Here is a 14901-nt window from a genome sequence, read left to right as displayed (position 1 = left end):
GAAAAAAGTTAAAAATATTTTTTTACCTTTTGGTAGAAAGGGGCTATGTGAAGGGGTTAAGTACTTAATTTGAATGGTTTATTTTTGTTCTGCTCTAAATGAATAGCGTTTATGGGCAGTAATTTCTATTGCAGTTAATGTTTCTGAAGCACCAGGCCGTTCATAGATATGTGTATCTAGCCATTCTTTTTCTTCTTCAAAATGTTCACTTTTTAGGACAATATACCAACATTTTGGTAAACGACTCTTACCATCTGACCATCGATATTTTCTAGATTGAAGTAAATCCTTTTTCTCAAACGCTGCATTTTCAGCACATAATAAAACTTCTTTTTTACGGACGTTTGCTTTTAATTCATCAAACGCTCCATCTTCGTTTAATAGTAAGTTTAGGGTTGCCCAGCAATCTATTATTGCGCGGTGTCCCTCATAGAAATAACCTAATTTAAAATTTAAGTATTCTAATTTACTGCTCTCATAGCCTCTTTCTTTCCAGTCAATGTCTGATAGGGTACACCCGAATGGTTTCCTTTCTATGGTTTTCTTTACTATTGCAGGAGTCTGTAGCTCTAAAAAATTTCGGTCAAATCGACTATTGTGGCAAATGATTAAGTGGGATTGATTGAGAATGTTATGTACAGTGTTCCAATCGATAGCTTTTCCTTGAACGTCTCCATTAGTAATCCCTGTTATTTTGGTTATTTCAGGTGGGATCAATTTACCGGGATCTTGTAATTCATTGTAGCTATCAAGAATATTTATAACACCATCGCCGTTTGTAAAAGCAAAAGATAATAAGCCTATTTCAATAATTTCGTTGGTTTGCGCATCCATTCCCATCGTTTCTAAATCAACAATGGTTGCAACAAAGATTTTAGGGTCTTGATTTAAGATTGACTCGAATTCGTTGGATAGACGCCTAAGAATTTTGTAATCTGGATTGGCTAAAAGCTCATTTAATAATGATTCTTGCATTAACAATACCTTGCATGTTGATGTTAATGGTATATTCCGAGTTAAAAATGGATAATAGACTAACAGAAAAGGCGAAACAATTAATTCAAACTCAGGCAGCTAATCCTGAGTTTTCTATAAAATAGTTTAGTGTGTCATTAATTTTTACGCCATTCATACCTGCATGCATATGCCTTAATATACATCCATCAGAAAAATTGTAAATTTTATTAGCTATTATATCTTTCCAATTTGGTTGCTCTAATACTCTAATAATTGGAACCAGATGAGCGGCATCTTCTGTCAAAGAAGTAAAAACCAAGTGACTTTCGCCCCGTTCACCAACAATACTTGAGAAAGTCGCAAAGGGGAGAAAATAAAAGAACTTTGAAATTACTTCTTCCTCTGAATAAGCGTATTGATAGGCATAATAACCAACTCGACCAAAGCATAGGGGATTTGTCTTATTTCCTTCTAGAAATATTTTTGGCATTTGGGGTGGTAACATACCTGATTGCTTTATTTTGTTGAGGTAATATTCACACTTTTCTTTTACTTGAAGATGCTGAGTGTACACTAGGGCGGTTTTAGGAATAATCTCATTCTTTAATGTATTACACCATTCACTTCCCGGCTGAAAACTTTCCGTGTAATTTAAAAGTCCTTCATTTAAAATTTTTAGCCTTTCCAGGTCAATTATACCGTAGCAAACCAAACGGTAATGTAATTGAAGAAGGACTATATCTGGTATTTCTGTTCCTGAAACATGTAGGTAACCGTCTACTTCATTAAAAAGAAGTCGATCACAATCGTTACAGAATCCTTTAAAAGTTGGATCATTGTTGATACTAAATTGCTCAAAAAATTTCCTTCCCTCTTCTCCAGGAAAAAGAGTTTGAAAAACGTCTTTTACAATTTTTATTAACGAATTAGGTTGGGGCTCATATGTTCTAATATTTGTCTTTGATATGGCATGACAATTTTGAGTGGAACCTAAATCCTGTTTACAGTGAGGAGTTAAACATTCGTGTCGTTTATGATTAATTTTTCGGTAAGTCTTGTTAAGCTTATCCCGAAGCATATTTAGATTTTTATCAGTAGTGGCAGCACTTAATTTTTTTTCAACATCCATATTGATTATTCCATAAATCAAGTACATAAAACCAATGCACATTGTACATAAATTAATGTATTTGTCAACTACTTAACCTTGAACCATTGCAAGTGACTAATACGATAACCAACGACAAGAAGGAACTTGGGAAATTAATGGATGCGCAGTAATATTTGAGAGCTGGAGGGAAATAAAAATATTATGCCCTCAGCTCATGATTCTGACTAAGAATTTGGATTTTTACGATTGCTTTGTGTTTCTGTTTAGCATGCCATAAATCCCAATCTCTTTGTAGATTAAGCCAAAACTCAGGTTCCATGCTCAATGCATCTGCTAGGTCCAAAGCTGTTTCTGGTGTAATTCCTCTTCTACCGTGTACAATTTCGTTGAGTTTCGCGTAAGTCCACCCTAGATGAGTGGCAAAAGCCTTTTGTGTTAAGTTCATCGGTTTAAGAAATTCCTCTAAAAGCATTTCACCTGGAAGGGTGGGGGCTCTGTGTGTTGGTAACATAGTTATCTCCTTAGTCATGATAATCAAGGATACATACATCGTAAGCATTTCCATTTTCCCATCTGAAAATTACTGCCCACTGCTTATCAATTTTAATACGCCAAAATTCTGATAAATTGCCAGTTAACTTTGACAATTTATTACTTGGTGGAATTTTTAGTGTATCAATGATGGTAGCCGCATGAATCATGTCTAACTTCCGTTGTGCTTTTTTATGCAATTCACTAGGAAGCTTTCTTGAGTAACGACTACTCACTCCATTAAAAACATCTTCGGTTAATTTATCCTGAAAATTAATTATCATAATTAAATTATATATCAATTATCGATATATGATATATATAATATGAAATTTTTGCAAGCTAAATTACCTTAGCTATTTAAAAATAGCATAGTATTATTTGAGCTAGATAACGTACCTTATCTTTCACAAACTAGATATTTTCGATGAAAAATAAACTTATTTGCTGTACTGACGAAGCGACAGAAATCAAACGTTTGAGATGGATAAGATCTTAATATGATCTTTTGATATGGTGAGTTTCTTAATATCAGACAAAAACCTAAGAGCAAATATTTTTTGATGTGGTTTAGATTAAAAGAATCATATTAAAATACAAACCATATTAAATGATTAATGTATTATGAAAATTATTAATCCAAATCCTTTAAAAAAAGGCGATACCATAGGTGTTGTTTCTCCTTCAAGTCCATTAAGATCAAAGTCAATTGATAAAGGAATTCATTATCTCCAATCCATGGGATTTAATATAAGATTTGGATCTCATTTTGAAGAAGAGGATAGATTTTTAGCTGGGAGCGATGGAAATCGGGCAAAAGATATAATGGATTTTTTTAAAGCCCCAGAGGTCAAAGCTATTATTGTTAGTAGAGGAGGGCAAGGTTCACAACGAATTTTACCTTTGCTTGATTATCATATCATATCAAAAAACCCAAAAATTCTTGTTGGGTTCAGCGATACAACAGCTTTGCAATTAGGGATTCTAAAAAAAACAGGCTTAATTTCCTACAGTGGATATACACTTACTCTCCCGCTTAATCCGTTATTAGAAAAAACATTTTTATCTTGTTTGTTTAATGAAGCTTATTCTGTCCAAGGTGGACAGATTATTCATGAAGGTATAATTAAAGGTAAATTAGTAGGTGGAAATTTATCACTGATTACCTCTTTAATGGGGACACCTTATCAGCCTGATTTTAAAAATAAAATTTTGTTATTAGAAGACGTAGGCACTGAACCCTATAATATAGATAGAATGATTTCTCATTTAGATTTGGCAGGAATATTAGTTCAGGTTTCAGGGATTGTATTTGGTCAATTTGAAGATTGTATTTCTAAAGACGATACAGAGGGAACTATCGATGACGTTATAAATGAATGGGCAGGGCGTGTTAAAGTACCTTGCCTTAAAAATTTCCCATATAGTCATGGAGTGAATAACTGTGTTTTACCAATTGGAAGTCTGGTTACGCTAGATGCTTCCTCACATTCTTTGCATATAAATAAAAATTCGTCTAGTTGATTAATTAAGCCCAAGTTACATGTCATCTCTAGATTAAATAGTTCGTAATAAAATGATCCATTGTTAAATGCCTAATTGAAATTTTTCATTTAGCTGTAATAAAGATCTATATATTGAAATTCCAGCAGAAAATATGTAATCGAAAATTTCTATGGGTACAATGGCATGTGCATGAGTACCTTTACCATGACGATACTTATGACACATTTTAATCCAGCTCATTAATCCTTCTTTAAATCCCTCAAGTGCATTTAAATCATTAGGGGTATAATTGTTTACTTTACTGCTGATTATTTTATGGAGTTCCTCAACCGATTGTGCATTTAGTTGTTTATATCCTTTCTTTGTAATGGCTAGTACAAAGGATTCTATTAAAGCAAAGAAACTTTGAATAGGGGATTCTTCACTACGTTTTTTATAAAATTCATCAAGAACATTATTAAATTGTTTCAAATATGCGGCATAAGATTTATTGTTCAACTCGCTTAGTGTACTTTTTACTAGTAGTTGAAATTCTTCGTCTGGATAATAGCGAACCTTACCATCATCATGTAGCACATAGCACATTGATTCTTCAGAAAATATTTTATTTATATTAATTACATATTTTTCTCTAATTGACTTTAATGAATGGGAATTTATTTGATCCCAAGAATCATAAACTACAGTAATCAAATCTAAAATATTGTGTATTTCAATTTCTTCTTTGCAAAATTCATTTTCAACATCATATATAAAGTTAAGTATATTTATTGAGCTACGATAGGCCGGGATAGTTATACCCATTTGCTGCCGGCAAAGTTTTTGAGTATTTTGGGGATCAACTTCATTAATTACATCATGCAAATATTTTATCATTCTATTTCTAAATTTTTTTTTATCTTCATATTTTGTAGTATCAGCCGAATAATGAAGGGAAAATAAGCGGCTATCAGTCATATCTATAAACTCCTTATTATGAGCTCTTTATATATTTGTATAATGTTGGCTTTGAAATTCCAATTAAATTACATATTTGATTAATGCTGTGTTGTTTTTCTTTATAAAGTTGTAACGCTAATTTCGCCTTATCATCGGAAAGCTTTTTAGGTCTTCCCCCATTCCGTCCTCTCGCCCTGGCTGCTTGAAGTCCTGCATGGGTACGCTCTCGTATCAGATTTCGTTCGAACTCTGCTAACGCGCCAAATACATGAAAGATTAGCTTCCCTGAACTTGACGAAGTGTCAATAGATTCATTAAGGCTCCGCAACCCTATTTTTTTTGAATCAAGAATGGCAACCATTTCAATTAGATCTTTCAGTGATCGACTTAGCCGATCTAAACGCCAAACAATAATAATATCGCCTTCTCGAGCAAATTCTAGTGCTGCCTCTAAACCTGGCCTTTGACTTTTGCCTCCCGAAACTTTGTCATCAAAAATACGTTTGCATCCAGCATTTTTTAAAGCATCATGTTGTAAGTTTAAATTTTGATCATCAGTTGAAACTCTGGCATATCCAATTAACATAACTCGCTCATTGGTTAAATAACTCAATAAAATAAATAATAAATTAACATAGAATTATTTACTATATATCTTTACTTATTTTGATATAAAAATTTCCAATTTTTAAGAGCGTTATAAACAGTAAGAAAAACCCCCGTTTTATATACAGCCATAACTACGTCATTGACTTACTTTAATTCAACTTATATACTTTAATCATCAAAGAAAAATAAGAATAGCTATGATTTTTATTGAAACTCCAATTTTTACAGAAGACGTGAAAGAATTGTTATCTGATGAGGAATATGCTGAGTTTCAAGAGTATCTTGCTGATAATCCTTTAGCTGGAGACTTAATTCAGCAAACCGGCGGGCTGCGAAAGGTTCGATGGTCATCTCAAGGCAAAGGGAAGCGAGGCGGTGTTAGAATTATTTATTATTATGTAACTCCTGCTTCACAGATAAGACTTTTACTTATTTATAAAAAAGGTATTCAAGATGATCTATCTTCAGATCAAAAGAGAATGTTACGGCAATTAAATGAACGGTGGTAATCATGGATAAAAAATTATTTGAACGATTATACGAAAGTATGACTCAGATGAACGAAATTATTGATGGTGAGCGTGTTCCTTCACGTGAGTTCGTAGTGGATGCTGTTCATGTAAAAGAAATTAGAAAAAAAACAGGTCTAACCCAAGAAAAATTTTGTCATTTAATCGATGTAAATATTGGAACATTAAGAAATTGGGAGCAGGGAAGAAGAGAGCCAACAGGTCCCGCAAAAGCTCTTCTTCGCGCAATAAATAAAGATCCTGAACATGTATTAGCAGCATTAGCTAGTTGATAATATTTCTATAATGCCGACAGTGTCGGCACAATTCAAAAAGAAGCTCTAACTAAAAATATGGAATCCGAGTTTAGTGGTAAATAAACTATATTATACAATTTTACTTTGCAAATTTGCCACGCAGCGCGTGGCAAATCTACACTATTGAATAGGATTATTTGAGCTTGATTTTCCACCGAGCCTTAATGGAAAAAGAAGCGAGTATAATGCTAAATTAAGTCTGATTAATCGTAAAACCAAACTAAGAGGAGGGGAGCTGGAAGCGAGATAGTGACTTCATTTGAGGGTCAGAATATGTGGTCTTATACTCCAAATAATCCACTAAGATATTTTCGGTAGAATATTTTAAATAAGGCTATGACCACTTTGCGCATCCCACAGGTTTTTATAAAAACCATTTAGGGTAATTAGCTCACTATGGCTACCTTGCTCTATAATTTTTCCTTGATCCATAACTACAATTGTGTCCATTGACAGAAGGGTTGAAAGTCTATGGGCAATGACTATAACTGTTCTATTTTTCATTGCAGAGTTCAGCGATTTCTTAATAAGTTCTTCTGTAATGGAGTCTAGCGAACTGGTTGCCTCATCCAAGATTAAAATTGGTGCATTTTTTAAAATAGCTCTAGCAATCGCTATCCTCTGCCTTTGCCCGCCAGATAATTTAACGCCTTTTTCACCAACAAAAGTTTCATATCCTTGCGGCAGTTGGCTAATAAACTCATGAGCATGTGCTTGCTTGGCGGCACTAATGATTTGCTCATGATTGGCTTCTGTGCAACCATATTGAATATTTTCAAAAATAGAACGATGAAATAGAGAGGGATCTTGAGGTATGAAAGCAATATGTTCTCGCAAGCTTTGTCTATGAATATCTTTGATGCTTTGCCCATCGATTAAAATATCCCCCTTATCGATATCATATAACTTGGTCATAAGCTGTACGACAGTACTTTTGCCTGCACCGCTAAAGCCAACTAAACCAATTTTATTGCCTCCTGTTATTGTTAGACTAAAATCTATAATGGTTTTTTTACCTTCAATATAGTTAAAATTTACATCCTTGAATTCAATTTTCCCCTCTCGAATTCTTAGTTTACTTTTTGCCGAGTTTAAAGGTTGTAAGTGAGGGGTGAAAATGGTGTCAAGAGCATTCTGACAAACACCTGCTTGTTCTCCAACTACTAATAAACTTTCAGTTAAATACCAAATTAGATCAATAACCGTTATGGATAAAATAAATACAAATGCAAAATCACCGGCTGTAATTTGGCCTTTGGAACCCAGATAAATTAATAATAATATGGAAGTACTTTGTAAGACCCAGGCAAAAAAACCAAGCAATGATGCATTTAGCATATTCTTAACCTGCATTTTAGTTTCTTTTTCTAAAGCCAGATTTGTGTTGTGGGCTAAATATTTTGCTTCATGATTTTCCCTTGCAAACAGCAGCACATTTAAAATATTGCTAAAACAATCAACGATGGCGCCAGAATATTTAGATTTTGCTTCTGCATAATCTTTTGCATAGGGTCTAATGCTAGACGCACAATAGTACGATAAATAGATAAAAACAGCAGATACAACCAGAAAAATAGCGCTAAAGTACCAACTAACAGTCCCTACCATAAAAATTGATAATGTGATGGTTAAGGCTTGTCTTGCGATATTGAACCACGTATTGACATGATTTTGGATATTATTGGTTAAATCTGAAATTTTAGCGCTGATATCACCACTCATTCTATTTTGAAAAAAGGCATATGACTGGTTTCTTAAGTGCTCTGTGGCAATAGTTACAATATCAGCTTTTATTCTTGGTAATGATTTGAGTACTAAAAAGTTGTAAAATCTCCATACAAGAGTGATTAAAAAACTGAGAATAATTAGTAATAAAGCGGGTGGTAGGCACTTCGAGACAAAGGAGGTTGCTCCAGATGTAGTTACACGGTCTAAGATAACCTTAAGTACATAAGGTTGAATAACACTGTGTATAGAGGAATAAATACCTACCATAATCATTGCTAGGAACCACCACCGATATGGTGTGGCGACTTTCAGAAAAAAACTGGAAAATTTTTTGTTGTTTTCAATAGTAGGCAAAGTGATTCCTCAACTTTAAAAATTTCTAAACTCTAACTGAATCTTATTTTATTTTTCAACTTATCTTGCACAAGTTAAAGAGTAATATAAACAGGAGAGGGCATCCATAAGCAAAGTATCCTTCGATAAGGTCTGATTACTTCGATAATTAGACTTAAGATTAAAGTTTAAATATTGAACAAAAAAGCGTCTATCAAAATAAGTAAATAATTTATTACAATGAAGATTGATTAATTAATTGCAGAAAAAAATTAAAGTGTTGGTATTCTTGGCAATACAAATTGAACTGATTTTCACAAGTTGATGTGACCATACAGCGCACCTCTGGTATGAAATCAAATAGGGTAGAAATAATAATATGATCTTGGGTTTTTCTTTCAAGCAATAGTTTCACTTGATTATCCACCAGACGAATTGTTTCTTTTTCATGATCTGAAAGGGCTATAGGCATAATTGATGTTAAAAAAACCTGCTAAAAAGAGGATATTCGAAGTTTTATAACCCATCTCAGTTGTCGTTAATATCGATTGTTAAATGGATCATAACTGCTGCTATTATACGTTGAGTGATTATGAAAATGATTATTCCAATAATTGTTTCTATCAGATGCACTGGAACCAATAGAGTTTCCCATGCAATCCAATCCACCAATCATGGGAAGTCCTGCAGCAGGATTATATCGGGTTTGTTTTGAATTATTATCATGGTTTAACTTAGTAGGTCTTCCACCAGGAAGTAGAGTACCAATTACTAGAAATAAAACCACAAAAACTATAACTAAAAATAGAGCCATTCTGTAAATTCCATTTTTTTATTCTTTGAATAAAATATAAATTAATTGAGATAGTTTGGTCAATCACAGACGCGCAATTAAACTGCGCTTAAAAAGCTATCGATTAGATAATAAAATTATTCAGTTCTTAATAAAGTAAGCAGGAGCTTTTTTGAGAACAAGCACACCTTTCGCATTATTGATATATGCTATCAAAGCCCTTATCCCATAAGGGATTCTACAAGAATATTCGGAAATGAAACACATAAAAGGTGATGAAGAGTTGATGAACAACAATGGTGAAGAGATAATTTTAAGAATTCATATTTTTCATGACCTTCTTACTACAAATCTCATGCGCTTCACCATCGATTTCACCATGGGCTCATCACAAGTTTAATGATTGTTACTAAGTTCGCTATATTTGATAGCCGCTGCTTGCTGTAGTTTTTCTAAATCTTCTTTATCTAATTTTAACATCTCAACGGACATATTTTTAATAAGCGCATTCATCTGAATTATTAATTGATGACAATATTGTTCTACGGCTGGATTCTCTCTGGAATTATCTTCATTCTTAAACCAATGTTGCAATCCTATTCGAATCAATCGATTAATTAAATTGGACATCGATTCGTTATTATTTATAGCTAATGCAGATAGATGTTGATGCAAATTATCGGGTAATGAAATCGTTAAACGCGACATAAATCTTCTCCTTTTTTTATAGCTCTAATTCTTTATTTAATTCAGGTTGATTCTTTTTAGCCATGTGTTCATGAAGGTTATTTTGTTGATCTAATATTTGAGAAACTATTTTTTTTTCAAGCGATTTTCTCTTCTCAATTACTGCATGTAGGGAGATTTGTTGGGAGCTAAAACGGCTCTCGTGATTAAGCAGTTGTTGACTTGAAATAATATCTAGGGATGCCGGTTTTTCCATGGAGTTTTTTTGAATTGCATGCACCAGCTCTTCTTTATTATCCGTGACTAATGTCATCCCTTGTATTGCTCTTGAAATTTGAACATAAAAATTATTTAAAGTGGTGCCAAAGCGATGATAGGATTCCATTAATCCAATACCATAGGGTGCATCTTTACCTTGAACTTTATAATTGGTAAGCACATAACTGTAATCGAGGTGTTTTAAGGCTGGATGTAATTTTTCAAATATTAATTGCTGACCTTCTTTTGTTAAAAAAACTAACGACTTTTCTTTAATTTCTTTAACCGTCGCACACAGCCCATTACGAATGTCATCTGTTTTAAAATTTCGTGTCCACATGACTTTGTCTCCAACTCTAAGTTCTAGTGGCTTAGCTTCATAAACTTCAATGATTCGTTCAAAGGGTGCGGTATGTGTTTTGTAGTTTGGCAGGTTATCCAGTTTAAATTTTATGGCGTTACCCCTTTCATCAATTAACGGTAACACATTATTTTGACGATTTTTTTTACTAATCTCTGCAACGGTATAGTAATTTCCTGCTTTTATTTTCGCTCCCTTAAAATCCTGGTTGAAACGCACTCTATTTCCTTTGTGATAATTGGAAACAAATCGTTGTTGTATGGACTCTACTGATTTAGTTTTTAGTATGGTTTGAATGATTGGTTCATCGTTTAAAACACCTTCTTGTTTCAATCCATTTCGGATAAGACTTGTAATTTCTTCCCTATTGGCATGGGTTGGAGCAAATAGTAAGGTTTTATCGCGTTCTTGAGGGGATAACGATAGCCAATGACTAGCAATCCATGCGATGCGTTCTTCATGTGTTGAGAGTGTTTTAACTTCTAAATTCTCTATTGCCTCTTGAACATTTCCTTTCGTAGAGGCCATCACTGCTTTTTTTAAAGTTTCATTTTTTTGTCGAACTATCTCATCCATAACAGTGGTCTTAATGCCGTATTCTTGCGTTAAACCAAAGATTCGGCCAGCATTGACACTCGGTAACTGTGCTTTATCTCCAACTAAAACAAGACGTGCACCTACTCGTTCAATTTGTTTAATCAATTCATGACCTTGATGAGAGGAAAGCATGGATGCTTCATCGGTAATGAATATTGTTTTTGCTAAAGATGCAGTCGGAGCTTTTTTTAATTCTTGATGCACAAGGGGGAATACATCAGTTTTTATTCCTGATTTTTCTTGCAGTTCATGAGCAGCTGAACTTGCAACAGTCACGCCACGAAGCTTAAAACCTTTAGATTCGATAAGATGTTTTGCTTCAGACAGCATTGAGGTTTTTGCAACACCTGCAAAACCTTGTATAGCCAAGTACCGATCTTGACTCGTTAATAATACTTTCATTGATTCTTTTTGAGAGTTGGTCATGGGATAGGTTAATAAAGCGTTTCTTTCTTTCTGGAAAGATTTCACCACGTTTTGGGTGGTGACGGCTTTCACTGCTCCTTTGTTTTGCTCAATTCTCGCTATGGATTCTACTTCTAAAGTTAAAAGCCAAGGTGTGGTTAATAGTCTAATTCCACTTTCGGGGCACGTTGTTTCATATAATGTTTGATTCTTTATTTCTTGTTGAATGGACTGTACGAGGGATTGATGAGAAATCGCATTGGGAGACATAAGACTATGTTTCATTGCTTCCTGAGCCAACAATCTTTCTGAAAAAATCGAAGTTCGCTGACTTAATGTTTCAATCGCCACTTTAATGCAAGAGGATGCTTCATCCTTTTCGGAATTGTTTAGCTTCCGACTATCCCTAACAAATTCCAATAATCGTTCTTTAAAGCCAGAAATCCAAGAAGTTGACTGGGATTTAGCTCGATTTTTCATAAACGAATCTGCATCAAATCCTAATTCTTTAGCGCGTTTTTTCCAATCTTCTTTGAGGAGATTAAGATCGTGTTCTTCCTTATAATTACGTGTATTCACTGTGGCAACTGATGCATTTTTAGCGCCACTTAAGCCCCTATTCGCCATGTAATCCAATATATCCTTTCGTCTTGAGGAAAATTCGCTCATGATTTCCTCAGGTATACCTTCAATTTCAAATAAACCATTCCCAACTAATCGAATAGGAAAATTGGCTTCTTTAAGTTTATTGGCCAAGAAATTGCGATAAATCTGGCCGCAGTAATGGGCGTTACTTTGAATTTGCTCGATGACGCCGTGATTTCTTTTTGCGTCGCTTGCGAGTGAACGCGCCCTACCCTCGTGAAAAGTTATATTCATTGTGACGCAATGGGTATGTAAGGCAGGATCATTGGCACGAGAAGTAGGTTGTCTAAAGGCTGCTACAATTAAATTTCCTGTCTTTTCAAAAAAAATTTCACCCTGTCGTGAGACTCTAGTTTCGGCAAATTCCTTTTCAAGTTGGCCTATCGTAAATTGAACAGCTTCATCATGAAACTTAACTAATTCAGGGGCTATACCTAGCCCTACTAAAATAGAGACAGATTTAGGGGCAGAAAACGTCATATCAAAACCAGGACGATGTTCGCCTTCACGGTTAGATAGTTTCTTGCCATCAGGAAGCTTTCCTTCTAACAAAGCAAGCATTTGTTCTTTTTGAACCGTATCTGAAAGCTTAAGAATTTGACTCCCCTGCCCTAACCAATGCAAGGCCTCTGAATCACCTGCATAATAATTAAATGCTTTTGAATAGTAATCAGCAGCACCTTGGGCTGATTTAAGTGGCTGGATACTCAGCATGTTTTCTCCTTGTGGTTAAACTTCAAATTGAATTTCACCAGGCTTGTTGTAATGCTTTGCCATTCCACCACGTTCCTCATTTACGGAACCACTTTCTTCTTTAATCATCATTTGCACTGACTCCTCAAAAGCAAATTGACGCTCAACAAATCCTTTGAAATCTTTAGTACGATTTTGATGCGCTAAGGTAAGCTTTGTTATGGGGTAGTTGCCGGGTAGTCGGACATAACACGATAAATCTTCCAATTCGAGAATTTCTGGATAGGTGACGATTGGGCGAGTAACCCTTTGATTGGAAAGCGAAATGCCATCACGAATACTATTAGCACCATAGGAATAATTCTCGCGTGATTCTTCAATTTCTTCTTCACCAAGCTCACTTGATACCAAACGCGCCATATCAGCACTAGGACTTCTGAAGAAAAATCGGGTATTGAGTAAGTCAAACAATTCTTTGGCACCACCTGATTGGCCATAGACTTTTGTAAGCTGTGAAAAGCTTTGCATTCCTAATAAAAAGCAACCACCAAATTTTCTAACCTCAGCGATGGTCTCTCCTAATAGAGGCAATCGATGTAAGCTAGGTAGTTCATCACAAATAAACCAAATACGACGTGCTGAATTTGGCGTCAGACTTAGCATGGTCAATGATGCCATTGCTAACCACATCGACATTAAAGGTTTTAGTGATTTATGCTGTTCACCATTGGAAGAAATAAAAAGCCAACCATTATCATATTCATTTAAAATGTAATCGCGAATGGAAAAAGGGGTTCTATCTGTTGAACTTAACCCTGATAAACTAATGAGGGATTTTAAATAGGTGGTGATAACTGAACGTATAGAAATAGCCGTTTTTTCTATTTTACCACTGACTAAAGTGGCTGCAGGCGTTCCTTTAAGATACTCCTCAAGGTGAGAAAATTCACCCGTTAAAAGCAATTTAAGCAACTTTTCAATAGAACGGTCTTTGTCTTGACGCATTTTAGAAGCACAAGAAGAAAAGACGGTTCGAGCAGCATTCACCCAAAATGGATCGGATTCCCCATGCATTGGAATAAGACTTTCTGCCATGTTTTCAAAATCAGAATCACGAGGCGCTTCAAGCCACATGTCCCAATTAGGACATCTTTCATCAAAAGGATTTAAAATGACATCTTGAGTTGGGTTAAAAAAATAAGGAATAAAAGCACAACCTTTGTCATAAACAATGACTCTATCCCCTCTTTTGCGCAAAGCATCCAGGACTTTCATAATCAATTGGCTTTTTCCTGTGCCGACAGTGCCATGCACTAACATGTGTTGCACTTCACTGCCAGAAATCAGCGGAAATCCATCAATGACAATATCCGAAGATAGCCTTTCCGCAATGATTTGATGCTTTACCTTATCCATAGTACTAAGGCGACTTCCACGTATAAATTCGTTAGCGTGTTGTGCTTTTCCTCGTTTAATGAAGTAAAACGCCAGAGCAATACCTAGGAAGAAGGCGAGAAAAAATCCAGCCAAAGCGGACTTTCCAATTGAATCAATCATGTGGTTCGCGTTACTTTTAAAATAGGGAAAATGAAGAAGTGACTCCACCGTTTGATGGTAGTTTTTCCCATGAAAGGGCAAAGTAAAGTCATGTTTTTGACCCAATAGATTAAAAAAACAGGCAGCGTAATAGGCTAGCGCTTGTTGCACCTGCTCATAGGAAGAAACACACCAGGTAATTAGGCTTGTGAAGACAATCCATAAAAAAAGACAAAAAAACGTTAAGGTTTTGGTGATTTGATCCCACATCCTAAGATTATGGAAACTAATTTGTCCACCACGGGTATAGTGTTTGAAATTAGGCTCTTCACGCACGGTATTTACTCCTTATCATCTTTTTTAGGCAAAGCAGTAGCTACCATTGC

General features: G+C 34.9%; 16 protein-coding genes. 4 read left to right on the top strand and 12 right to left on the bottom strand.

What is annotated here, in order from left to right:
- Positions 1-78: 78 nt before the first annotated feature.
- The 4 genes from Lbru_RS08425 to Lbru_RS08410 form a co-directional block, all read right to left on the bottom strand.
- A complete protein-coding gene (locus tag Lbru_RS08425; RefSeq protein ID WP_058441759.1) occupies positions 79-975 on the bottom strand; it encodes a 3'-5' exonuclease in 897 nt (298 codons plus the stop codon).
- Positions 976-1066: 91 nt separating this feature from the next.
- Complete coding sequence (locus Lbru_RS08420) at positions 1067-2086, bottom strand: hypothetical protein (RefSeq protein ID WP_058441758.1); 1020 nt, start codon at positions 2084-2086, stop codon at positions 1067-1069.
- 181 nt (positions 2087-2267) lie between these two features.
- Entirely contained in the window at positions 2268-2579 is a 312-nt protein-coding gene (locus Lbru_RS08415; RefSeq protein WP_058441757.1) for a HigA family addiction module antitoxin, read from the bottom strand.
- A gap of 10 nt (positions 2580-2589) precedes the next feature.
- A complete protein-coding gene (locus tag Lbru_RS08410; RefSeq protein ID WP_058441756.1) occupies positions 2590-2883 on the bottom strand; it encodes a type II toxin-antitoxin system RelE/ParE family toxin in 294 nt (97 codons plus the stop codon).
- Between the two features lie 340 nt (positions 2884-3223).
- On the opposite strand from Lbru_RS08410, the gene Lbru_RS08405 reads away from it, so the two are divergent.
- The gene (locus tag Lbru_RS08405; protein ID WP_058441755.1) at positions 3224-4123 is read left to right on the top strand and encodes a S66 peptidase family protein; all 900 of its coding nucleotides are present in this window, start codon (positions 3224-3226) and stop codon (positions 4121-4123) included.
- 63 nt (positions 4124-4186) lie between these two features.
- Here the strand turns inward: Lbru_RS08405 and Lbru_RS08400 are convergent, their stop codons facing one another.
- Positions 4187-5062, bottom strand: coding sequence for a hypothetical protein (locus Lbru_RS08400; protein WP_058441754.1), 876 nt, complete (start codon positions 5060-5062; stop codon positions 4187-4189).
- Positions 5063-5078: 16 nt separating this feature from the next.
- Positions 5079-5630 carry a recombinase family protein gene (locus Lbru_RS08395; protein ID WP_058441753.1) on the bottom strand — a complete coding sequence of 184 codons (552 nt, stop codon included), beginning with the start codon at positions 5628-5630 and terminating at the stop codon, positions 5079-5081.
- A gap of 220 nt (positions 5631-5850) precedes the next feature.
- Between Lbru_RS08395 and Lbru_RS08390 the strand changes: the two genes are divergently transcribed.
- Together Lbru_RS08390 and Lbru_RS08385 are read left to right on the top strand one after the other, a co-directional pair.
- Entirely contained in the window at positions 5851-6162 is a 312-nt protein-coding gene (locus Lbru_RS08390; protein ID WP_058441752.1) for a hypothetical protein, read from the top strand.
- A gap of 2 nt (positions 6163-6164) precedes the next feature.
- A complete protein-coding gene (locus Lbru_RS08385) occupies positions 6165-6455 on the top strand; it encodes a helix-turn-helix domain-containing protein (protein WP_058441751.1) in 291 nt (96 codons plus the stop codon).
- A gap of 348 nt (positions 6456-6803) precedes the next feature.
- Here Lbru_RS08385 and Lbru_RS08380 read toward each other — a convergent pair whose 3' ends face one another.
- The 3 genes from Lbru_RS08380 to Lbru_RS08370 form a co-directional block, all read right to left on the bottom strand.
- Positions 6804-8561, bottom strand: a complete 1758-nt coding sequence (locus Lbru_RS08380) for an ABC transporter ATP-binding protein (protein WP_058441750.1) — start codon at positions 8559-8561, stop codon at positions 6804-6806.
- 214 nt (positions 8562-8775) lie between these two features.
- On the bottom strand, positions 8776-9012 hold the full coding sequence (locus tag Lbru_RS08375; protein WP_058441749.1) for a hypothetical protein: 237 nt from the start codon (positions 9010-9012) through the stop codon (positions 8776-8778).
- A gap of 66 nt (positions 9013-9078) precedes the next feature.
- Positions 9079-9354 (bottom strand): hypothetical protein, encoded by a 276-nt coding sequence (locus Lbru_RS08370; protein WP_058441748.1) that lies wholly within the window; start codon positions 9352-9354, stop codon positions 9079-9081.
- 235 nt (positions 9355-9589) lie between these two features.
- Here Lbru_RS08370 and Lbru_RS17185 point away from each other — a divergent pair, with 235 nt between their 5' ends.
- A complete protein-coding gene (locus Lbru_RS17185; RefSeq protein ID WP_157061502.1) occupies positions 9590-9733 on the top strand; it encodes a hypothetical protein in 144 nt (47 codons plus the stop codon).
- Here Lbru_RS17185 and Lbru_RS17545 read toward each other — a convergent pair.
- The 3 genes from Lbru_RS17545 to traD are packed head-to-tail and all read right to left on the bottom strand — an operon-like array spanning position 9730 to position 14851.
- Positions 9730-10041, bottom strand: coding sequence for a hypothetical protein (locus Lbru_RS17545; RefSeq protein WP_058441747.1), 312 nt, complete (start codon positions 10039-10041; stop codon positions 9730-9732). The genes Lbru_RS17185 and Lbru_RS17545 overlap by 4 nt on opposite strands.
- Before the next feature lie 16 nt (positions 10042-10057).
- Positions 10058-13000 (bottom strand): MobF family relaxase, encoded by a 2943-nt coding sequence (gene mobF, locus Lbru_RS08360; protein ID WP_058441746.1) that lies wholly within the window; start codon positions 12998-13000, stop codon positions 10058-10060.
- 15 nt (positions 13001-13015) lie between these two features.
- Entirely contained in the window at positions 13016-14851 is a 1836-nt protein-coding gene (traD, locus tag Lbru_RS08355; RefSeq protein WP_058441745.1) for a type IV conjugative transfer system coupling protein TraD, read from the bottom strand.
- Positions 14852-14901 lie beyond the last annotated feature (50 nt).

Origin of the sequence: Legionella brunensis (genome assembly GCF_001467025.1) — a bacterium.
GTDB lineage: Bacteria > Pseudomonadota > Gammaproteobacteria > Legionellales > Legionellaceae > Tatlockia > Tatlockia brunensis.
Note: the sequence above shows the minus strand (reverse complement) of the source record. Positions and strands in the feature narration are given on the sequence as shown.

Coding starts and splice junctions, on each gene's coding strand:
- Lbru_RS08425 (WP_058441759.1), bottom strand. CDS start 975: ATGCAAGAATCATTATTAAATGAGCTTTTAGCCAATCCAGATTACAAA.
- Lbru_RS08420 (WP_058441758.1), bottom strand. CDS start 2,086: ATGGATGTTGAAAAAAAATTAAGTGCTGCCACTACTGATAAAAATCTA.
- Lbru_RS08415 (WP_058441757.1), bottom strand. CDS start 2,579: ATGTTACCAACACACAGAGCCCCCACCCTTCCAGGTGAAATGCTTTTA.
- Lbru_RS08410 (WP_058441756.1), bottom strand. CDS start 2,883: ATGATAATTAATTTTCAGGATAAATTAACCGAAGATGTTTTTAATGGA.
- Lbru_RS08405 (WP_058441755.1), top strand. CDS start 3,224: ATGAAAATTATTAATCCAAATCCTTTAAAAAAAGGCGATACCATAGGT.
- Lbru_RS08400 (WP_058441754.1), bottom strand. CDS start 5,062: ATGACTGATAGCCGCTTATTTTCCCTTCATTATTCGGCTGATACTACA.
- Lbru_RS08395 (WP_058441753.1), bottom strand. CDS start 5,630: ATGTTAATTGGATATGCCAGAGTTTCAACTGATGATCAAAATTTAAAC.
- Lbru_RS08390 (WP_058441752.1), top strand. CDS start 5,851: ATGATTTTTATTGAAACTCCAATTTTTACAGAAGACGTGAAAGAATTG.
- Lbru_RS08385 (WP_058441751.1), top strand. CDS start 6,165: ATGGATAAAAAATTATTTGAACGATTATACGAAAGTATGACTCAGATG.
- Lbru_RS08375 (WP_058441749.1), bottom strand. CDS start 9,012: ATGCCTATAGCCCTTTCAGATCATGAAAAAGAAACAATTCGTCTGGTG.
- Lbru_RS08370 (WP_058441748.1), bottom strand. CDS start 9,354: ATGGCTCTATTTTTAGTTATAGTTTTTGTGGTTTTATTTCTAGTAATT.
- Lbru_RS17185 (WP_157061502.1), top strand. CDS start 9,590: ATGAAACACATAAAAGGTGATGAAGAGTTGATGAACAACAATGGTGAA.
- Lbru_RS17545 (WP_058441747.1), bottom strand. CDS start 10,041: ATGTCGCGTTTAACGATTTCATTACCCGATAATTTGCATCAACATCTA.
- mobF (WP_058441746.1), bottom strand. CDS start 13,000: ATGCTGAGTATCCAGCCACTTAAATCAGCCCAAGGTGCTGCTGATTAC.